Genomic DNA, 20,703 nt, shown 5'->3' on the forward strand with positions numbered 1-20,703 from the left:
TGCGCCGATGACCACCACGACACACACCCAGACGCTCCTGACCCCCGGGTCGGCGCCCACCCCGCCACGAACCACCGGGTCGGTCGGCGACATCCTGTTCCGGATCGCGAACTACATCCTGTTCTTCGCATTCGCGCTGATCTGCGCGTACCCGTTCTACTACCTGATCATCAACTCCGTCTCCTCCAACGACGTCTCCGCGCTCGGCGACGTGCGCCTCTTTCCGACCGGCTTCCACCTGTCCAACTACACCCAGGTGTTCCAGCTCCCCGGCCTGCCGATGGCCGCCGTCGTCAGCCTGGGCCGCACCGTCATCGGCACCGCGCTCACCGTCCTCGCCTCCGCGTTCCTGGGGTTCATGTTCACCCAGTCGCGCATGTGGGGACGCAAGTTCTGGTACCGCTTCCTGATCATCACGATGTACTTCAGCGCCGGCCTCATCCCGGTGTTCATCATCATGAAGACCCTGGGCCTGACCAACAACTTCTGGGTCTACGTGCTCCCGTTCGTGGTGCAGCCGTTCAACATCATCCTCGCCAAGACCTACGTCGAGTCGATGCCCCGCGAGCTGCAGGAAGCGGCCGAGATGGACGGCGCGAACATCTTCCAGATCTTCTTCCGCGTCTACCTGCCGAACATGACGCCGATCCTCGCGACCATCGCGATCTTCAGCGCCGTCACGCAGTGGAACAGCTTCCAGGACACCCTGATCTACATCACCGACCAGTCGCTGTACACGTTGCAGTACCTGCTCTACATGTTCATCAATCAGGCATCCAGCCTCGCCCAGGCAGCCCAGGACGCCGGCGGCAACCTCGGCCAGATCGCCGGCGCCGCCACCAGCCAGACCCCGACATCCATCCGGATGACCGTCTCGGTCCTCGTCGTACTGCCCATCATCTTCGTCTATCCCCTCTTCCAGCGCTTCTTCGTGAAGGGCATCATGCTGGGCGCCGTCAAGGGTTGACAGCGGCCAACACCACACCAGAAAGGAAAGCAATGAAGCTCAAGAAAAAAGCCTCACTGGCGCTCGTCGCGCTTCTGGCCGCGGGCTCACTCGTCTCGTGCTCCGCCGGCGGAAACGCAGACACCGCGGCGATCGAGGAGTTCCCCGCCTCATGGGACAACGAGATCACCATCGACGTCTTCGACGGCCTCGCCAACTACATGGGCATCCAGGAGGGCTGGTTCGCCAAGCTCGTCAAGGACAAGTTCAACATGAAGCTCAACATCATCGCCCCGAACGTCGCGGGCGGCGGTGACACGCTCTACAACACCCGAGTCGCCGCGGGCGACCTCGGTGACCTCATCATCACCGACAAGGGCGAGAAGCTCGACGAGCTGATCCAGGGCGGACTCGTCAAGGACGGAGCGCCGTATTATCCGGCGATGGAGAACCTCGCCGAATTCGACGCCGCCGTGGAGCACCTGAACGAAGGCAGCGACGGCACGTACGGGTTCCCCACCTCGGTCTCGTCCCTCCTTCCCACCGAGGCATCCGAGGGACTCAACCCCACGTTCGGACCGTACGTCCGATGGGACCTGTACAAGCAGCTCGGGTACCCGGAGATCAACACCCTCGAAGACCTCCTGCCTGTCCTCGCCGACATGCAGAAGCTCGCCCCGACCGGCGACAACGGCCAGCCGGCGTACGCCTTCTCGCTGTTCAAGGACTGGGACGGCAACATGATGGTCACGGCGAAGCAGCCCGCCTGCTTCTACGGGTACGACGAGATCGGCTTCGTGCTCGCCAAGGCTGACGGCTCGGACTATCAGAGCATCCTCGACCCCGACAGCGAGTACATCCGCAACCTGCGTCTCTACTACGACGCGAACCAGCTCGGCCTCGTCGACCCCGAATCGACCACGCAGAACTACGACACCCTCTTCTCGAAGTTCCAGAACGGCCAGGTGCTCTTCTCCTGGTGGCCCTGGCTCGGACAGTCGGCCTACAACACCGAAGAGAACATGGCCGCAGGCAAGGGCTTCGAGATGGCCCCGCTGAAGGACCAGTCGATCTTCTCGTACGGCGCCGAGGCCTACGGCGGCAAGCAGGTCTTCGCAATCGGCTCCAAGGCCGAGGATCCCGAACGCATCGCCGCGTTCATCGACTGGCTGTACTCGGCCGAAGGCGCCTACGCGAACAGCAGCCAGACCATGGGCTCGGCGGGTCCGCAGGGTCTCACGTGGGACGTCAACGACAAGGGCGAGCCCGAGCTCACCGAGTTCGGCAGCCAGGTCTTCCTCGAGGGCGGCGCGACCGTCCCCGAGGAATGGGGCGGCGGCGAGTACGCCGACGGCGTCTCGGCGCTCAACGTCGCATCGGTGCTGCCGATCGATGTCGACGCTGCGACGGGCTTCCCGTACAGCTACACCTTCTGGCCCTCGTACCAGGCCGCGACCGCGAACACGCTGACGGAGGACTGGTCGGCCAAGATGGGCGGCGAGACCACCACGATGGGCTACCTCGAGGCGAACGACCAGGTGCTGGTCGCACCCGGCGCGAGCTACGCGGCCCCGGCCGATGACTCGTCGACCGAGACGCTCCGCAACCAGGTCAAGGAGATCATCAAGCAGTACTCGTGGCAGATGGTCTTCGCCGAGAACGACGCGCAGTTCCAGTCGCTCCTCGACGAGCTCATCCAGACGGCCAACGGCCTCGGCTACGAGGACGTGCTCAAGGTCGACATGGACAACGCGAAGGCGCAGAACGATGCGCGCGTCGCGGTGACCGAGGAGTTCGCGGGCTGACCCGCGCCTGACCAGACGAAGAGGGGCTCGGGATGCTGCGGCATCCCGAGCCCCGCACATCTGCGCGCCTCTACACCGGGATCAGGACGATCCCGAGTGTCCGCACCGGCTCGACGACCGGAAGGAGCAGCGCGTTCTTGATCGTCTGACGGACGCTGTTGCGGAAGTACGCCACCTGAGCCATGCCGTAGAGGAAGGCGGCGAGCAGGTAGGCGGAGCCGAGGAAGGCCAGGAGCGAGGCGGCGCCGGCGAGAACGTGCGAGAGCGAGAGCCAGAAGAACCCGCTGAACGCGAGGACCAGGAACGGAACGAGCAGCGCGAGCGAGACGAGCGTCGCCCGGCCGAAGTTGGCCCGGAACGCGCCGAACCAGTCCCGCAGAGGCCGGCCGCTCTCCTCGTCCGAGAAGCGGATCATGACCTCGTAGAGTGCGGCCGTCGCAGCCCCGATCGTCACGATGGGGAGGCACGCCACGAGGTAGACGACGTTGAGCGCCACGAACGTGAGAAAGGTGCTGAGTCCGTTCAGGCCACGGCTCTCTGGGTCGATGCGCATCCCTGAGAGGCTATGCGCTCGGGGCCAGGACGCCGCCCGACAGCACAGGGGGCAGCAGGCGCACGCCGGGGCGGGCATCCGTGGTGAGGATCTCCCAGATCATGTCGGTCGCGGCAGCGCCGATCGCCTCGGCCGGGACGGCGATGCTGTCGACGAGCTCGGGAACCAGCCGGGCGACGTCCTCCGGGCAGAGCGCCACGATGGAGAGGTCGGCATCGCGGCGGCGGTCGATCTCGGCGAGCCGCGCGGCGACGTGCGGCAGCGCACCCTCGTTGTGGACGAAGAAGCCGGTGATGGAAGGGTCGTCCGCGACGACCCGGTCGACGATCGCGACGGCCTTGGTGCTGCTCGGGCACGGGTGCACCGTGCCCTCCAGTCCGCTGGCTTCGCAGGCTGCGAGGAACCCGCGTGCGAGTCTCTCCGCGTAGGACGTGTGACGCTTCATCACCTCGGGAGGCGAGCCGATGAGGGCGAGGCGGCGGTGGCCGAGGGACTTGAGCCGATCCACGGCGAGCCAGCCGGCCGCCTCGAAGTCGAAGTCGACGCAGGGGATCGTCTGGCGCCCCGCGGGCAGCCCGATCAGGACGCTCGGATGCTTGAGCGTGACGAGCGTGTCGATGCGAGGGTCGTCGGACTCGACGTCCATCACCACGAGCGCATCGACCATCGACGCTCGCGCCGCCCGCTCCAGCGCCTTGGAGTCGTCGCTCGTGAGCAGCAGGATGTCGTACCCGCGCTTGCGCGCCTGGGTCACGATCCCCGTCACGATCTGCATGATGACGTGGACGTCGACGCCGCTGCGCAGCGGCGCCTGCAGCCCGATGACGTTCGTCGAGCGCGAAGCGAGTGATCGGGCCCCCGCGTGGGGGCTGAAGCCGAGGCTCGTGATCGCCAGTTCGACGCGATCCCGCGTCTCCTGAGAGATCGAGCGCTTGCCGCTCATCACGTACGAGACGGTCGAGATCGACACGCCTGCCGCCTGAGCGACATCCGCGATCGTCACCATGAGGTTCCCCGCTCTCCTGCGTCCAGCACCGTCACGGCGCCGGGCACGATGTCGTACGTGCCGATCGGTCCGTTCGGGTCGGACACGTCCATTGTCGTCGCTTGCGCTCCCCCGTGGAGCCGCGCACGGACGAGGCGCCCGGCATCCCACTCGATATCCACGATGACTCCCCCGCGCGCGCGGAGGCCCTGCACTGCGCCGGCCGGCCACTGCGGCGGCAGCGCGGGCAGCAGCGAGATCCCGTCGCGGTGCGACTGGACGAGAGCCTCGGCGATCGCGGCAGTCAGCCCCAGGTTGCCGTCGATCTGAAACGGCGGGTGCGCGCTGAAGAGGTTCGGGTAGAGGCCGCCTCGATGTTCGGCGTGACCTTCGCCTGGTGTCAGGGGCTCGGCCGGCCGCAGCGCGCGGCGGACGAGCTCGTGCACGCGCCCGCCGTCGCGGAGGCGGGCCCAGAGCGCGGCGCGCCAGGCGAGCGCCCATCCGGTCGACTCCGGCCCTCGCAGCTCGAGCGACCGGGCGGCCGCCGTCGCCAGTGCGGGCGTCTCCTCCGGCGTGATCTGCGCGAGCGGGAAGAGGCCGATCAGGTGCGACACGTGCCGGTGCTCGGGCTCGGCATCCCGGCGCTCGCGGTCCCATTCGATGAGGTCTCCCCGCTCCGAGACCGCAGGCTCGGGCAGCGCATCGGTGCGGGCCGACAGCTCTTCGAGCCAGGAGGGACGGATGCCGAGCACCTCGGCCGCGCGACGGCACGCGTCTTCGAGCGCACGGAAGAGCGCGACGTCCATCGTCGTGGACGATGCGACGGACCGCGCTCGTCCCGCGTCGTCGAGATAGTGGTTCTCGGGCGAGGTCGCAGGACCGGTCGACGCGGTGCCGCCCTCGAGGGTGATCCACGACAGGGCGAACCGGGCGGTGGCCTCCAGCACGGGCCACGCGTCGTCGCGGAGGTATGCGGCGTCCAGCCCGAACGCGTAGTGATCCCACAGGTGCAGCGCCAGCCAGACGCCCGCCATCGGCCAGTTCGCCCACGCCGGATCGCCGCGGCCCGCCCCGACCGCCGCGGCGAAGCCCCAGGCATCCGAGTTGTGGTGCGCGACCCACCCGTCCGCGCCGTACAGCTGCCGGGCGACGACGGGACCCGTGGTCTGGGCGAGCCGCCGAGTGAAGTCGAGCAGCGGCTCGTGGCACTCGGCGAGGTTCGTCGTCTCGGCCGGCCAGTAGGCCATCTGGGTGTTGATGTTGATCGTGTAGGCGCTGGACCATGGGCCCGGAAGCTCGGCGTTCCACAGGCCCTGCAGCGTGATGGGCAGGCCTCCGGGCTGCGAGGACGCGATCAGCAGGTAGCGCCCGTAGTGGAATGCGAGCGCGGCGAGACCCTCGTCCGCGCGCGCCTGGGCGAGGCGCACCCGCTCCCCGCTGTCGAGTTCGAGCGCGTCGGGGGGTGAGGGCAGCTCCAGCGTGCTCCGGAGGTACTGGGCCCCGTGCGCCGCGGCGTGCGCCGCATGCAGGTCGGCAGCGGTCGCGGCCACGTCGGACGACTTCGGGATGCTGTCGAGCAGCGCAACCGCGCGGGCGAGGGCATCCGTCCCGGCGTCTTCGTCCCCATCGATCGAGGGTGCCGTGGCCGTCGCGATCGTGAAGAGATGCACCATGGCGGGGGCGGTCAGGAGACGGCCGTCCACGACCTCCGAATCGCCCGCGCTCCGGACGACCACGGCCCCGTGCCGACCCGACTCCTCGTCGTACCGGACGGGCTCGGGCGGATGCTCGTGCCCCGGCGCGACGTCGACCGGGAGCGACCACTCGGTGGCGAGTGCGCCCCGCTCGGAGCGCGGCGGGCCGCCGGAGCGGAGCAGCGATCCGACTGCGACCTCGATGCGGGTCGGCTGATCGGTGACGATCTCGTGCGTGACGGCACCGGTCACCAGATCCGCCCACGTGCGATGGCGGATGCGCCCGTCCATCGCGCGGTAGTCGTGGACGGCGGTTCCCGTCGTGAGGTCGAGCCGTCGGAGCAGCCGCGCCTCTCCATCCACCGCGACGGGAAGAGCATCGGGAGTGAGCACCGCGATGTCGACCCAGCCGAGCGGCAGGTACGCCTGAACCCAGGGTGCCTGCATCTGCATCAGCAGCTGCTCGACGGTGTCGAGGTCATCCACGGCGAGCGCCGCGCGCACCGCCGCGAGCGCCTCCCGGCCCTGCCGGGAGACGCCGGAAAGGGGATCGGCTCCGGCTGCGCCGGACCACGCGGTGATGTCGTTGAGCCACAGCTTCTCGGCGCCCGCGCGCCCCGCGCACATGGCTCCGCGCACGCCGTTTCCGACGGGGTAGGCGTCGAGCCACCGCCTCGAGGCGACGGACGACCGAAGCTCGTGGAGTGCCGCGCGACTGTGCGTGGACAGGGTCACACACGCAGTATATGGTATCCGTGTTGAAGCGCTTCGAAGATGTTGCGAAAGGTCCAGCGTTGCTCACTCCGGTTTCCCGAACCCCTTCCCGGGGTGCCTTCTCCGCGCTTGTCGACGACGTCGGAATCTGCTTCGGGGGCGACTACAACCCGGAGCAGTGGCCCCGCGAGACGTGGCTCGAGGATGCCGAGCTGATGGAGCGTGCGGGGGTGAACCTCGTCACTGTGGGCGTGTTCAGTTGGGCGCGCCTGGAGCCCTCACCGGGCGAATTCGACTTCGGGTGGCTGGACGACGTGCTCGGCATCCTGCACGAGCGCGGCATCGCCGTCGACCTCGCCACTCCCACCGCCTCTCCCCCGCCATGGCTCGGCGTGCTGCACCCGGAGACCCTGCCGGTCGACCGCGACGGCGTCCGCCTCATCGCAGGGGCGCGGAACCAGTTCACGCCGGCGTCGCAGGTGTATCGCCGGCATGCGCTCTCGATCACGACCGCACTGGCCGAGCGCTACGCCCGGCACCCGGCCGTCCGGATGTGGCACGTCGGCAACGAGTACGGTCAGGTCGACTTCGGCGACGAGTCGGCCCGCGAGTTCCGGGAGTGGCTCCGTGCCCGCTACGGCACGGTCGACACGCTGAACGAGGCGTGGGGCACGACGGTGTGGGCCCAGCGCTATCGCGCCTTCGACGAGGTGCTGCCGCCCCGACGCATGCCCTACCTGGTGAACCCGGCGCAGTCGCTCGACTTCCGGCGGTACAGCTCCGATCAGCTGCTGAAGGTCTACGCGGAGCAGCGGGACGCCATCCGCGCGACCGGCACGACGCAGCCGATCACGACCAACTTCATGGAGTTCTCGCACCTCGTGGACTACTGGTCCTGGGCGGACGAAGTCGATGTGATCGCCGACGACCACTACGTCGACCATTCGTCGCCCACTGCGGCCTCGGACGCGGCGCTGACCCACGACCTCATGCGGTCGCTCGGCGGCGGACGCCCGTGGGTGCTCATGGAGCACGCCGTCAGCGCAACCTCCTGGCGCCCACACAACCTGCCGAAGTCCCCCCGCCGGACCGTGCTCGATTCTCTGCAGGCGGTGGCGCGCGGAGCGGACGCCGTCTGCTTCTTCCAGTGGCGGCAGTCCCGCAGCGGCGCCGAGCGCTTCCACTCCGCGATGCTCCCGCACGCCGGCGCCGACACCGACGTCTTCCGGTCGATGTGCGACCTGGGCGAGAGCCTCCGCAATCTGCGGCCCGTCGCAGGCGGCCGGGTCGAGGCATCCGTCGTCCTCCTCTTCGACTGGCCGTCGTGGTGGGCCGGGGAAGAACCGGCTCGCCCGACCGAGCGCCTCGACACCCTCGAGCAGCTCGGGCGCTGGTACCGGGCGCTCTGGCAGCGCGGGATCGCCGCCGACATCGCGCGCCCGGGAGACGACCTGTCGGGCTACCGGGTCGTGCTCGTGCCGCACAGTTACATCATCGAACCGGATGCCGCCGCCGGACTCGGAGCAGCGGTCGAGGCCGGCGCGAGCCTCGTCGTGGGCCCGTTCTCCGGAGTCGCGGACGCGAATGCCGGCATCCTTCAGGGCCGTTCGCCGGTGCTGCTGCGCGACATCCTGGGCGTCAGCGGCGAGGAGTGGGTCGGCCTCCCCGACGAGCCGACGCTGCTCGACATCTCGCCCGAGTGGGCTTCGGCAGGCGGCGGTACGCACAGCGCGTCGATCCTCGGCGAGCGTCTTCGCACCGACGGCGCCGAGGTGCTCGCGCGCTTCGCGTCGGGCCATCTCTCCGGCGCCCCGGCGGTCACGCGCCACGGGACGGCCTGGTACATCGGCGGGGTCCTCTCAGATGACGCGCTCTCGGCCGTGATCGGCGATGCACTCGCCGGAAGCGGAGTCGAGGGCGAGGTGGCGGATCCCCCGGCCGACGTCGAGATCGTCCGCCGCGGGGACGCGCTGTTCCTGCTCAACCACGGTGCCGAGAAGCGCGAGGTCGACGTGCCTGGACTATGGCGGGATCTGCTTTCGAATGCTGCGATCGATGATCGCGTGTCGCTGGCTGCCGACACCGCGGCGGTTCTCGTCGCCCGCCACAACAACGCCGAAGGCGTCGACAAGGAGACCGTTCGATGACGACCCCTGTGTTCCGGCAGATCGATCAGCCGCTCGAGGTGCGCGCCCGGGATCTGCTCGACCAGCTGACGCCCGACGAACGTCTCGCGATGCTGCACCAGGCCGCCCCCGCGATCGAGCGGCTCGGCGTCGGCAGATTCCACACCGGGTGCGAGGCTCTCCATGGCGTCGCGTGGCTCGGCACCGCGACCGTCTTCCCTCAGCCGGTAGGCCTCGCGGCCACCTGGGACGTCGACCTCATCGAGAAGGTGGCCGAGGTGGCATCCGTCGAGGTGCGGGCGAAGCGGGCCGAGAACCCGGCCGTGAGCCTCAATACGTGGGCTCCGGTCGTCAACACGCTCCGGCATCCGTCCTGGGGCCGGAACGAAGAGGGCTACTCCGAGGACCCGCACCTCACCGCGCACTTCGGCACCGCGTACTCCCGGGGTCTTCGCGGGGACCACCCGCGAGTGTGGCGGACGGTGCCGACGCTCAAGCACTTCCTCGGCTACAGCAACGAGACCGACCGCTCGGCGACCGACTCCGAGCTCTCGCTGCGGACTCTCCACGAGGAGGAGCTGCCCGCCTTCCGTGGACCCATCGAAGCGCAGGCCGCGGGGGCCATGATGCTCTCGTACAACCAGGTCAACGGCACGCCCGCGCACACGCAGCCTGAGCTCGTGGCCGAGGCGCGGTCGTGGACGGACAGCTCGATCGCGATCGTGTCGGATGCCGGTGCCCCCACCTTCCTCGTGACGATCCAGCGTTCACAACCCGATCACGTGGCCGCCGCGGTCGCCCTCGTCCGGTCGGGCCTCGACTCGTTCACCGACAACGACGCGAACGCCGCATCCACCATCGACTACCTGCGCGAAGCGCTCGCCGACGGGCGGCTCACGACCGACGACATCGACGCGGCTGTGCTCCGGCTGCTCGAGCTGCGCCTGCGCACCGGCGAGTTCGACGGCGACGACGACCCGTACCTGTCGATCGGCGTGGACGCGATCGATCTGCCGGAGTCCCGCGCGCTGGCCCGCGAGGCCGTCGCCCGCTCGGTCGTCGTGCTGCGCAATGACGCCGGCGTGCTTCCGCTCGCCGATCCGGCACGTGTCGCCGTGGTCGGCCCCCTCGCCGATGCCGTGCTCACCGACTGGTACGCCGGCACGCCCCCGTATTCGGTGGGCATCGGACAGGCACTCGCCGAGCGGTATCCGGATGCCGTGGTCGAGGTGGTGACGGGCGCCGACACCGTGACCCTCCGCGCCCTGTCGAACGGACGCTATGTCGTCGCGGACGAGAACGGCTCGGTGGTCGAGGCCGCGTCGGCCGACGGGGGCGCGGCCGCCGCGTTCCACGTGACGGACTGGGGTGACGGCATCCTGAGCCTGCGTTCCCAGGCGAGCGGACTCCTGCTCACCGGCGGGCACTGGCCGATGCGCGCGGATGCGCCGCGCGTGGGAGGGTGGATCGCGCAGGAGAGCTTCCGCCGGCACGTGCATCCTGACGGCTCGTGGTCGCTGCTGCACCTCGGCTCGGGCCGGTGGGTCCGCGTCGTGAGGCACGCCGGGCTGCTCGTCGCCGAGGCGCCGACGCTCGAGACAGCCGAGCGCTTCGCGGTGCGGACCGTGCGCTCGGGCCAGCAGGCGATCGCCGAGGCCGCCGGGCGCGCCGACGCCGTCATCGTCGCGGTCGGCAACGACCCGCACCTGTCCGGCCGCGAGACGGAGGACCGGCCGCACCTCTATCTGCCCGAGGCCGCCGTGGAGGTCTGGCGCACCGCGCGCGAGGCCAACGCCCGCTCGGTACTGACGATCATGTCGAGCTATCCCTACATCCTGGGCGGAGCGGGGGATGCCGAGACCGTCGTGTGGTCGAGCCACGGCGGCCAGGAGCTCGGCCACGGTCTCGTCGATGTCATCTCAGGCGACACCGAACCCACCGGGCGCCTGGCGCAGGGGTGGCCGATGAGCCCCGAGCAGGCGGGAGACCTGTTCGACTACGACACGCTGCGGCAGGGAGCGACTTACCGGCATCAGGCCGACGAGCCGGCCTTCGCCTTCGGCCACGGCCTGACCTATTCGGCCGTCGCCTACGAGTCGCTGTCGCTCGTCGACGCGGCCGTGCCGGCACCCGCGCCGACGCACCGGCATCCCGGATTCGAGCCCCGTGATGCGGACTCGACGGTGCGGGCGGTCGTCCGCGTGCGAAATGCCGGTGAACGGGATGCCGAGGAGCTCGTGCAGCTCTACGCCTTCGCCGATGAGGGCCTGCCGATCGCGACTCCGCGCCGCGTGCTGGTCGCCTACCGCCGCGTGCGGCTCGCACCCAGCGAGTCGCGGGAGGTCGAGCTCGAATTCGCGCTCGACCGGCTGTCGGTGTGGGACGACGCGCTCCGCCTGGACGGCGCGCCAGAGGACTGGCTGCACGCCGGAGCGTTGCGGGTGCAGCCGGGGCGCTATGCCGTGGCGGCGGGTCCGTCCTCGTGGGAACTGCCGGTGCGCGCCGGACTGCAGGTCATCGCGGAGTGAAGCGCGGCGCGCTGCGGGTGCGGCCCGGGTGCCATGCGGTCGCGGCGGGTCGCTCGTCGTGGGATCTTCCGGTGCGCGGGAGTGAAGGTCGCCGCGAGGTGAACCGCCGGTGAGCCGGCCCGGGGGCGGCGCGAAGCGCGGCTGAGCCGGCCCGGGCTGGCGGGTGACGGACGCTGACGCTCGAGTTCGCGTGGGAGCCTCAGGCCATGGCGCGGTGGCAGCCCGCGATGTGATCGTCGACCATGCCCGCCGACTGCATGAGCGCGTACATGGTGGTCGGGCCCACGAAGCGGAACCCCCGCTTCAGCAGCGTCTTGGACGCGGCGATGGATTCCGCAGTCTTCGCCGGGATCTCGTGGAATCCCTGCGGGCGAGGCCTCTCCTCCTCGGGGGCGAACGACCACAGGAGAGCATCCAGCTCGCCGCCCTCGAGGTCGGCGACGAGTCGTGCATTCGAGATCGTCGCGCCGATCTTGGCGCGATTGCGCACGATGCCGGGATCACCCATAAGCCGCTCGATGTCCGCCTCGCCGAACGCGGCGACGGCCTCAGGCTCGAACCCCGCGAACACCTCGCGGAACCTCGGGCGCTTGCGCAGGATCGTGATCCACGACAGACCCGCCTGGAATCCTTCAAGACTGAGCTTCTCGAACAGGGCGCGATCGCCGTGGAGTGGCACGCCCCATTCCTCATCGTGGTACCGCCGGTACTCGTCGTCGTCGCCGACCCACGCGCAGCGCGCGAGCCCGTCGGGGCCGATGCGCAGCGCGGTGTTCACCGCCCCAGAATAGGTCCGGCGCCCGACATTTCCCCGCCGCGGGTCACGCGGCTGTTCGGGTCGGTCGCCGGCCTGGAGGGCCTCAGCCCGAGCACTCGTGCACCGATCGAGAACAGGTGTTCTGCCGAGAACAGGTCGATCCCGGGCAGAACTGGCCTGCCCTGGGCAGAAGGCCTGTCGTGGGGTGGCGCGCACGGGCGTGCGCGCGCGGTCAGGACTTCTTGAGCGACTTCTCCGAGACGGGCGCCTCGCCGGATTCCTTCAGGGCCGCGTAGTGCGCGGCGGCCTCGGCCTGACGCTCGAGCTCCGCGCCCGACGCGATCGGCGCGCGCACGTGCTCCGGCGCGAAGCCGAAAGCGTCGACGAGATCCTGAGCATGCGGGCGCAGCCGCGCGCACAGCCGGTCGATGTACCGGGCGACGGATGCCGCGCGCTGCGTCGAGAGCCGCCCATTGATGAGGTACCAGGCGAGGTGGTTCTCGATGAGCGTGAGCCCCAGAAGGTCCCGCAGCCACGTCAGCACCTGCTTCGTCTCGGGGGCCTCGACCGCATTGACGGCATCCGTGAAAGCCTCCCACTGCAGCAGCTCGGCGTGGGCGCGGGCGGCCTCGATGAGCTCGGACTGGTTGGCGTTGAAGAGGGCGGCCGCCTCGGCGGGCGAGAGCTTGGAGGCCGGGCGGAGGCGCCCGGCGATCGTGGCCACCATCTGCTGCACGCGACCCGAAAGCAGCTCGTGCTGGTGGTCTGCGCGAAGGCCCAGTTCGACCGACCGGGCTGTGGAGCCGAGGTCGGCGACGGTCTGTCCGAGCTGGCGCAGGCCCGCGCCGTGGAACACCTTCCCGGCTGTCTGCCCGACGACGATGCGCGCGAGGGCTGCGGCATCCTTCCCCTTGAACTGGGTGGCGTAGTCGGACAGGAGCCGCTTGCCCACGAGCTGCAGGAGGACGTTGTTGTCTCCCTCGAAGGTCACATAGACGTCGAGGTCGTGGTGGAGGCCGACGAGCCGGTTCTCGGCGAGGAAGCCCGCGCCGCCGCACGCCTCTCGGCACTCCTGGATCGTGTCGAGGGCGTTCCATGTCGACAGCGGCTTGAGCGCCGCGGCGAGCGTCTCGAGGTCTTCGCGCTCGGCGGGGGTGTCGGCGGTGCCGCCGAAGACGCCGTCGAACTTGCGCAGCAGCTCGTCGTGCGCGAAGAACTGGGCGTACGTCTGGGCGACGCGCGGCAGGAGCCGCCGCTGGTGCTTGCCGTAGTCGAGCAGCACGACCTCGGAGCTTCCGGCACCGGAATCGAACTGGCGGCGCTGGTTGCCGTAGGTGATCGCGATGTACTCCGCGAGCGCCGTACCGGTGGTGGCGGCGCCGTCGAGCGACACCCGACCCTGGACGAGGGCTCCCAGCATCGTGAAGAAGCGGCGTCCGGGAGTCGGGATGTCGGAGGTGTACGTGCCGTCCGCCGCGACGTCTCCGTACTTGTTGAGGAGGTTCTCGCGCGGCACGCGGACGTGATCGAAGTGCAGCCGGCCGTTGTCGATGCCGTTGAGGCCGCCCTTGACGCCGTCGTCCTCGCCGCCGATTCCCGGGAGGAAGTCGCCGTTCGCATCGCGGAGGGGCACGTAGAAGCAGTGCACCCCGTAGTTCACGCCGTCGGTGATCAGCTGCGCGAACACCGTGGCGGCGATCCCGTCGATGGCCGCGTTGCCGAGGTAGTCCTTCCAGGCGCCGCGGAACGGCGTGTGGATGACGAACTCCTCGGTGGCGGCGTCGTACGTCGCGGTCGTGCCGATGGCAGCGACATCCGATCCGTGTCCTGTCTCGGTCATCGCGAACGCGCCCGGGATCGACATATCGATGATGCCCGGGAGCCACTGGTCCCAGTGCTTCTTGGTGCCGAGCTGATAGACGGCCGAGCCGAAGAGGCCCCACTGGACGCCGGACTTGATCTGCAGGCTCGGATCTGCGAGGACGAGGTCGGCGAAACCTGCGATGTTGGCGCCGTTGTTGTTGAGGCCCCCGTACTCCTCGGGGAACGRACGGCGTGAGCCGCCGGCGTCGACGAGCGCGTGGAGCTGGGCGAGCACGCGTTCGCGGTGCTCGGGCATGGGCTGCCCCTCGACGCGCCAGAACGCGGGGTCCTTGATGACCTCGCGGACGTGGCGGCGGGTGTCGGCCCACGTGCCGAGGAGCATGTCGGTCACGTGCGCGACGTCGATGCGGGGGTCGGATGCCTCTTCCGGCGTGTGCGGAGCGGTGGGGGCCCCACCGGCGGGCGTGCGCTTGCTCGTGGCGGGCTTCTTGGTGCGGACTGCGGCGTCTGCCATGGCGTTGCCTCTCGGCATGAGGAACAGGGGAACGTCTCTCACGGTAGGTCTCCCACAACATGCGCCCAAATGGGTTGCCGAACTGTACAAACGTGTCGCGGCCATGCGCCGCGAGTGGTTGTGTCGTGTCCACACCCGGATCAACAGGGCACCGGATGTCGACGACCCCCGCCAGGATGGAGACGAAGGCGGCCGGGGAAGGAGACGCGGATGGAGCTGATGCTCATCCCGTGGTCGGAGGACGACCTGCGCGTGCTCGAGCGCGCCAACTCCACCGACATGACGAGGTTCCTCGGCGGCGTCGAGTCGGACGAAGACCTCGCCGCGCGGCACGCGCTCTACGTCGGCTTCGCCGAGGCGGGTGGCGGCAGGATGTTCCGCCTCGAGGTGGACGGCGAGCCGGCCGGGTACGCGGGCTGGTGGGACGAAGTGCATGAAGGGATGCCGGTCTTCGAGGTCGGCTGCGCCGTCGGCCCTGAGCATCAGGGGCGCGGGGTGGCCACCGAGGCGCTCACGCGCGTCATCGAGCTCGCGCAGGCGAGCGAGCCGAGGGCGATCGTCGGATACGCCGCCAGGGACAACGCCGCCTCGAACGCGCTGTGCCAGCGCCTGGGCTTCGCACTGCGCGGAACGGGGACCTTCCCCATGGACGACGGCGATTTCGATGTGAACATCTGGCTGATCGACGCGAGACCGACGCCGTGGACGTGACCCTTCACCGCTGGAGCTCCAGCGATCATTCCGTGCTCGAGCGCGCCAACACCCCCGAGATGACGCGCTTCCTCGGGGGCCCTGAGACTCCGGAGAAGCTCGTCGAGCGGCACGCGAACTACCTGAGGCACTGGGAGAGCGGCCACGCCCACATGTTCCGCATCGACGTCGACGGGGTCGCTGCCGGGTCGATCGGCTGGTGGCGCATGGAGCACAAGGGCACGCCCGCGTACGAGACGGGGTGGGGCGTCGAACCGGAATGGCAGGGCCGCGGTGTTGCACGCGTGGCGCTGCGGCGGCTCATCGCGGACGTGCGCGCCGACGGTGAACGCGGTCTGCTCGTCGCGTATCCGGGCGTCGACAATCCGGGATCGAACGCGCTGTGCCGGGGTGCCGGCTTCACGCACACCGGCTCCGAGACGGCACAGTGGCGAGGGGGCGAACTCACATTCAACGTCTGGGAGCTCGACATGTCACCGCTCGACCTCGCCGCCCGCGAGCCCGAGGTCGACGAGCGGTTCGACGGAGGGACGCTCGACCGTGATCGGTGGTGGCCGTTCTACACGCCGCACTGGTCGTCACGGGAGCTCGCGGCGGCGCGCTTCGACCTCGACCCTCCGGGGCTCACGCTGCGGATCGACGAGGACACGCTCCCCTGGGCGCCGGCACTCGACGGCGAGCTGCGGGTCTCGCATGTGCAGACCGGGCAGCACTCCGGACCCATCGGCAGTGGGATCGGACAGCATCGGTTCCGTCCGGGGCTCGTCGTGGTCCAGGACCAGCAGGAGCACCGGGGCTGGCTGGTCCATCACGGCGTGATCGAAGCGCGGATGGCGGCGATCCGGCATCCCGCCGCCATGGTGGCCCTCTGGCCCATCGGGTTCGAGGAGCGGCCCGACGACTGCGGCGAGATCTGCATCGCCGAGATCTTCGGATCCGAGATCGACGACACCGGAGGCTGGGTAGGGATGGGCGTCAAGCCGCAGAACGATCCGCGCCTGCGCGAGGACTTCGAGAAGATCCGGGTCGACGGCGACCTGACCGCGTTCCACGACTACGCGGTCGAGTGGACGCCCCAGCGCCTGCGCTTCTTCATCGACGGCAGATGGGTCAAGACCGTCGCGCAGCGCATCGACTACCCGGTGCAGCTCATGCTCGACGTGTACGAGTTCGCGCCGGAGTCGGGGAGCCGGGATGTCGCGGCGCTTCCGCACCGGTTCCGCGTCGCGCACGTCCGGACGTATCCGGCCCGGCCCTGATCCACCTGGCCGCGCCCGTTCGCACGCCCCTTCCGCGCCCGTTCCCCACCGGGCGGCCAGGAAGCGGCGGGGCGCGACCTCAGGCGGGGAGGTTGGCCTCGAGCGCTTCGATCACGCGCGGGTCGTCGGGCTCGGTCTGCGGGCGGAACCGCAGGACCTTGTGGTCGGGGGTGACCATGAACTTCTCGAAGTTCCAGGTGACCCGGCCGGCCTTGCCCTCGGCATCCGGAGCCTTCTTGAGCTCGGTGTAGAGCGGGTGCTCCTTGCGTCCGTTCACCCGGAGGCGGTCGAGCACGGGGAAGGTGATCCCGTACGTCAGCGAGCAGTACTCCTTGATGGCGTCGTTGCTCCCGAGCTCCTGCAGGAACTGGTTGCTCGGGAAGCCGAGCACCTGGAAGCCGCGCTCGCCGTAGGTGCGCTGCAGGCGCTCGAGCGTCTCGTACTGCGGTGCGAGGCCGCATCGCGAGGCCACGTTGACGATCATGAGCAGCTTGCCGTCGTAGTCGGCGAGCGTCTGCGTCTCGCCCTCCATCGTCTGGAACGGGATATCGGTGAGGGTCATACGATCATTCAACCGGAGGAAGCTGTCCGGTGTTCCTCAGAAGAGCCCGATGATCCGACCTTCGTCGTCGACGTCGATGGTGTTCGCGGCCGGCGAGGCGGGAAGACCGGGCATCGTCATGATGTCTCCGCAGATCATCACGACGAAGCGGGCGCCCGCCGCGAGCCGCACTTCGCGGATGTCGACCGAGTGCCCGGATGGCGCCCCGCGCAGCTTCGCGTCCGTCGAGAACGAGTACTGGGTCTTCGCGACGCACACCGGGTACTCGCCGTAGCCGTCGTCCTGCAGCCGGCGGATCTGGGCCCGCACCGCAGTCGAGGCGGTGATGTCCGATGCCCCGTACACGCGCTGCGCGATGCTGCGCATCTTCCCCCACAGCGTGGCCGTGTCGGGGTAGGTGAAGTGCAGCTCGGACGGCTCGGCGCTGAGCGCGACCACCGCCCGCGCAAGCTCTTCCGCCCCGGCTCCTCCCTCGGCGAAATGCCGGGCGACGATCGCCTGAGCCCCCGCGCGCTCGACGGCCGACACGAGGGCGGCGACCTCGGCATCCGTGTCTTCCTCCCGGTGGTTGATCGCGACGACGGCAGGGAGGTTCCAGGTCTCTCGGACGGTCGTGAGGTGACGGAGGAGATTCGGGATGCCGCGCTCCAGCGCCGCGACGTCCTCCAAGGCGAGATCGGCCACCTCCACCCCGCCGTGGTACTTCATGGCGCGCACCGTCGCCACGATGACAGCAGCGGCCGGACGCATGCCGGCCTGGCGGCAGAGGATGTCGACGAACTTCTCGGCACCGAGGTCGGCGCCGAATCCCGCCTCGGTCACCACGTAGTCGCCGAGGCGCAGCGCGGCCTGCGTCGCGATCGCCGAGTTGCAGCCGTGGGCGATGTTGGCGAAGGGGCCTCCGTGGACGAAGGCGGGGGTGTGCTCGAGGGTCTGGACGAGGTTCGGCGCGAGCGCATCGCGCAGGATCGCCGTCATCGCACCGTGGGCCTCGAGGTCGCGGGCGCGCACCGGCTGCCGATCGCGCGTGTGGCCGATCACGATGTCGCCGAGCCGCTCCCGCAGGTCGGCCAGCCCGGTGGCGAGGCAGAAGATCGCCATGACCTCGCTCGCGACCACGATGTCGAAGCCCGACTCGCGCGGATAGCCGTTCCCCGGACCGCCCAGTCCCACCACGACGTCCCGGAGCGCGCGGTCGTTGACGTCCAGCACACGCCGCCACGTGATGCGACGGACGTCGATGCCGAGCGCGTTGCCGTGCTGGATGTGGTTGTCGATGAGTGCCGCCAGCAGATTGGTGGCGACGCCAATGGCCGCGAAATCGCCGGTGAAGTGCAGGTTGATGTCTTCCATCGGCACGATCTGGGCGTACCCGCCGCCCGCCGCACCGCCCTTCATCCCGAAGACGGGCCCGAGCGCAGGCTCGCGGAGGCACACGATCGCGCGCTCGCCGATCCTCGAGAGCGCGTCGCCGAGGCCGACGGTCGTGGTCGTCTTTCCCTCACCGGCCGGCGTGGGCGAGACCGCAGTGACGAGCACGAGCCTCCCCGGCGGCCGGTCGGCGATCGAGTCGAGGAACCGGAGCGAGACCTTCGCCTTGTGGCGCCCGTACGGTTCGAGGCTCTCTTCGGGGATGCCGAGCCCCTCGGCGACCTCGGTGATGGGCAGCATCCGCGCCGCCTGGGCGATCTCGATGTTGCTGAGCCCCACTGGTCCTCCCCGCGTCGTCGTCGACAAGCGCCAGCCTACGGGCGGAGATGCCGAGCGCCCCGGGACACGACCGCGCACGGCGGTCGCAGCCCGGGGCGCGGGGACGGTGGCTAGAGGCTGAGGCCGTGTCCGAACCGGAAGAGCGGCTCTGCCGTGTCGAACGGCACGTCGGGACGGGATGCCTCGACGGCGGCCATCGAGCGCGGCAGGTCGAACGGAAGCCGGCCCTGGGGGTCGGCGATGCCCGTCAGCACATCGAGAAGAGCTGCGGCGCTCGCACCCCAGTTCACCGTGACGGCGGCGGCGGACTCGACGACCGAATCCAAGATGGCGGGCCGGTCGGCGAAGACGTCGACGATCGTCGGCACCGTGGCCGCGATGTCGTTCACGTGGGCGAGGACGTCCTCCGGGAAGGCGAGCGAACCGGCGTGGAAGAAGTTCTCGAACCTCGTCGCGCGCTCTTCGTAGGGCGCGTGCAGACGGAGGATGGCGGCATCCGCCTCTTCCGCAGTGGCGACCACCTCGCCGTACTGCGCGGCCAGTTCGGGATCGATGCCCTCGACATAGAGCTTGATGCCCCGCTCGAGGGGCAGCGCCGGGGTGCCCTCGTCCGCCCAGCTCGACCGCACGGGCCGGTTGGTGAGCACGGTGATGGCGGCGCGCTGAGCGGCCTCGCCGGCGGCGCGGAAGTCGGCACGGCCGACGATCGCGTCCGCGGCGTCCTCGTCGACGAACGGGTTCTCGAACAGGCCGAGCTCGAACTTCTCGCGCAGGATGCGGCGGGCGGAGGCGTCGAGGCGGTCCTCGGAGATCTCACCGTCGGCGACGAGCTCGACGAGCAGCTCGGGGCACGCCTCACCGCCGAACTGGTCGGCGCCGGCATCCAGGATCATCTTCATCCGCTCGCGGGGCGTGAGGTGCTCGACGCCCCATGCGCGTGCGGCCGACGGCTGTCCGAAGATCACGGCGTCGTTCACAAGACCCCAGTCGGTGCAGACGACTCCGTCGAAGCCGTAGCGCTCACGGAGCAGCCCGGTGATGACCGACTTGTTGAAGCCGAAGCCGACCTCGTCGTATTCGGTGCCGACGGGCATGCCGTAGTAGGGCATGACCTGGCGCGTGCCCGCCGCGAACGCAGCCTCGAAGGGCTTCAGGTGGTGCTCGAACTGCCCGCCGGGGTAGACCTGCTCACGGCCGTACGAGAAGTGCGGGTCCTCGCCGTCCTTCTGCGGGCCGCCGCCGGGGAAGTGCTTGGTCATCGTCGAGACGGAGCCGTCACCGAACTCCTGGCCCTGGAAGCCGCGGATGTAGGCGGCTCCGAGCCGGCCCGACAGGTCGGCGTCCTCGCCGAAGGTCGCGACCTGTCGGGCCCAGCGCGGCTCGGTCGCGAGGTCGACCTGCGGGTGCAGCGCAACGCGCAGGCCCACCGCGGTGTACTCCTGACGTGCGATGTCAGCGAACTGCTCGACGAGCTGCTCGTCGCCGACAGCGGCTAGTCCGAGCGTCTCGGGCCACTGCGAGAAGGGGCCCGCCATGATCGCCGCGCCCGGGTTGTCGCTGAACGAGTGGCGCGGGTCGGTCGAGAGCGTCACGGGAATGCCGAGACGAGTGGATGCCGCGAGCCGCTGCAACGCGTTGTGCCACGCCGCGATCTGGCGGCCGCTCGGAGCCGCGCCGAGCAGATTGAAGTGCGACATGAGCCTGCCGTCGACGACCTCGCGCGCGGATGGCGTGCCGAAGATGGGGTTCGCCTCATCGAGGTCGCCGATGGCGATCATCGTGTGGAAGAGGAGTCCGGCCTTCTCCTGGACGGTCATCTCGGCGAGGATCAGCTCGATGCGCTCTGAGACAGGCAGGCTCGAGTCGAGCCAGGGGCGGTCGGCGACGGGAGCCGCGGCATCCGTCACAGTCGTGATGTCGGTCATGTCACTCCTCGGCGTCGCGGTCGGCGCTCGTTCTCGGGGTCGCGCTCGGGTGCGCAGTCCGATCAGACACTACACGAAACCGACCGAGTG

At 69.7% G+C, this 20,703-nt stretch carries 14 protein-coding genes; 6 read left to right on the forward strand and 8 right to left on the reverse strand.

Annotation, left to right across the window (positions count from 1 at the left end):
* The first annotated feature begins 7 nt into the window (after nt 1-7).
* Together AC1DP3_RS10235 and AC1DP3_RS10240 are read left to right on the forward strand one after the other, a co-directional pair.
* Nucleotides 8-967 carry a carbohydrate ABC transporter permease gene (locus AC1DP3_RS10235; protein ID WP_477293058.1) on the forward strand — a complete coding sequence of 320 codons (960 nt, stop codon included), beginning with the start codon at nt 8-10 and terminating at the stop codon, nt 965-967.
* 32 nt (nt 968-999) lie between these two features.
* Nucleotides 1,000-2,751, forward strand: a complete 1,752-nt coding sequence (locus AC1DP3_RS10240; RefSeq protein WP_477293059.1) for a type 2 periplasmic-binding domain-containing protein — start codon at nt 1,000-1,002, stop codon at nt 2,749-2,751.
* A 70-nt stretch (nt 2,752-2,821) separates the two neighbouring features.
* Here the strand turns inward: AC1DP3_RS10240 and AC1DP3_RS10245 are convergent, their stop codons facing one another.
* From AC1DP3_RS10245 to AC1DP3_RS10255, 3 genes are read right to left on the reverse strand one after another with little or no spacing between them, the layout of a single operon-like run.
* Entirely contained in the window at nt 2,822-3,304 is a 483-nt protein-coding gene (locus tag AC1DP3_RS10245) for a DUF624 domain-containing protein (protein ID WP_477293060.1), read from the reverse strand.
* Between the two features lie 10 nt (nt 3,305-3,314).
* On the reverse strand, nt 3,315-4,310 hold the full coding sequence (locus tag AC1DP3_RS10250) for a LacI family DNA-binding transcriptional regulator (RefSeq protein WP_477293061.1): 996 nt from the start codon (nt 4,308-4,310) through the stop codon (nt 3,315-3,317).
* Nucleotides 4,304-6,718 (reverse strand): glycosyl hydrolase family 95 catalytic domain-containing protein, encoded by a 2,415-nt coding sequence (locus tag AC1DP3_RS10255; RefSeq protein ID WP_477293062.1) that lies wholly within the window; start codon nt 6,716-6,718, stop codon nt 4,304-4,306. Before AC1DP3_RS10255 ends, AC1DP3_RS10250 begins: the two co-directional genes overlap by 7 nt.
* 59 nt (nt 6,719-6,777) lie before the next feature.
* Here AC1DP3_RS10255 and AC1DP3_RS10260 point away from each other — a divergent pair, with 59 nt between their 5' ends.
* Together AC1DP3_RS10260 and AC1DP3_RS10265 are read left to right on the forward strand one after the other, a co-directional pair.
* Nucleotides 6,778-8,844 (forward strand): beta-galactosidase, encoded by a 2,067-nt coding sequence (locus AC1DP3_RS10260; RefSeq protein ID WP_477293063.1) that lies wholly within the window; start codon nt 6,778-6,780, stop codon nt 8,842-8,844.
* On the forward strand, nt 8,841-11,351 hold the full coding sequence (locus AC1DP3_RS10265; RefSeq protein WP_477293064.1) for a glycoside hydrolase family 3 C-terminal domain-containing protein: 2,511 nt from the start codon (nt 8,841-8,843) through the stop codon (nt 11,349-11,351). The genes AC1DP3_RS10260 and AC1DP3_RS10265 overlap by 4 nt, the downstream gene beginning before the upstream one ends.
* A gap of 199 nt (nt 11,352-11,550) precedes the next feature.
* Here the strand turns inward: AC1DP3_RS10265 and AC1DP3_RS10270 are convergent, their stop codons facing one another.
* Nucleotides 11,551-12,129, reverse strand: a complete 579-nt coding sequence (locus tag AC1DP3_RS10270; protein WP_477293065.1) for a DNA-3-methyladenine glycosylase I — start codon at nt 12,127-12,129, stop codon at nt 11,551-11,553.
* Between the two features lie 211 nt (nt 12,130-12,340).
* A complete protein-coding gene (locus AC1DP3_RS10275) occupies nt 12,341-14,446 on the reverse strand; it encodes an acyl-CoA dehydrogenase family protein (RefSeq protein WP_477293274.1) in 2,106 nt (701 codons plus the stop codon).
* A gap of 210 nt (nt 14,447-14,656) precedes the next feature.
* Between AC1DP3_RS10275 and AC1DP3_RS10280 the strand changes: the two genes are divergently transcribed.
* Nucleotides 14,657-15,157 carry a GNAT family N-acetyltransferase gene (locus AC1DP3_RS10280; protein WP_477293066.1) on the forward strand — a complete coding sequence of 167 codons (501 nt, stop codon included), beginning with the start codon at nt 14,657-14,659 and terminating at the stop codon, nt 15,155-15,157.
* Nucleotides 15,148-16,416: a GNAT family N-acetyltransferase gene (locus AC1DP3_RS10285; RefSeq protein ID WP_477293067.1), complete on the forward strand. Its 1,269-nt coding sequence runs from the start codon at nt 15,148-15,150 to the stop codon at nt 16,414-16,416. Before AC1DP3_RS10280 ends, AC1DP3_RS10285 begins: the two co-directional genes overlap by 10 nt.
* 79 nt (nt 16,417-16,495) lie before the next feature.
* On the opposite strand, the gene AC1DP3_RS10290 is transcribed toward AC1DP3_RS10285, so the two are convergent.
* From AC1DP3_RS10290 to AC1DP3_RS10300, 3 genes are all read right to left on the reverse strand, one after another.
* Entirely contained in the window at nt 16,496-16,978 is a 483-nt protein-coding gene (locus tag AC1DP3_RS10290; protein ID WP_477293068.1) for a glutathione peroxidase, read from the reverse strand.
* Between the two features lie 36 nt (nt 16,979-17,014).
* On the reverse strand, nt 17,015-18,715 hold the full coding sequence (locus tag AC1DP3_RS10295; RefSeq protein WP_477293069.1) for a formate--tetrahydrofolate ligase: 1,701 nt from the start codon (nt 18,713-18,715) through the stop codon (nt 17,015-17,017).
* An 83-nt stretch (nt 18,716-18,798) separates the two neighbouring features.
* Nucleotides 18,799-20,613: a glycoside hydrolase family 3 protein gene (locus AC1DP3_RS10300; protein WP_477293070.1), complete on the reverse strand. Its 1,815-nt coding sequence runs from the start codon at nt 20,611-20,613 to the stop codon at nt 18,799-18,801.
* Nucleotides 20,614-20,703: the final 90 nt, after the last annotated feature.

Source organism: Microbacterium sp. P5_B6 (assembly GCF_056400345.1).

Coding starts and splice junctions, on each gene's coding strand:
- AC1DP3_RS10290 (WP_477293068.1), bottom strand. CDS start 16,978: ATGACCCTCACCGATATCCCGTTCCAGACGATGGAGGGCGAGACGCAG.
- AC1DP3_RS10265 (WP_477293064.1), top strand. CDS start 8,841: ATGACGACCCCTGTGTTCCGGCAGATCGATCAGCCGCTCGAGGTGCGC.
- AC1DP3_RS10280 (WP_477293066.1), top strand. CDS start 14,657: ATGGAGCTGATGCTCATCCCGTGGTCGGAGGACGACCTGCGCGTGCTC.
- AC1DP3_RS10245 (WP_477293060.1), bottom strand. CDS start 3,304: ATGCGCATCGACCCAGAGAGCCGTGGCCTGAACGGACTCAGCACCTTT.
- AC1DP3_RS10240 (WP_477293059.1), top strand. CDS start 1,000: ATGAAGCTCAAGAAAAAAGCCTCACTGGCGCTCGTCGCGCTTCTGGCC.
- AC1DP3_RS10300 (WP_477293070.1), bottom strand. CDS start 20,613: ATGACCGACATCACGACTGTGACGGATGCCGCGGCTCCCGTCGCCGAC.
- AC1DP3_RS10250 (WP_477293061.1), bottom strand. CDS start 4,310: ATGGTGACGATCGCGGATGTCGCTCAGGCGGCAGGCGTGTCGATCTCG.
- AC1DP3_RS10235 (WP_477293058.1), top strand. CDS start 8: ATGACCACCACGACACACACCCAGACGCTCCTGACCCCCGGGTCGGCG.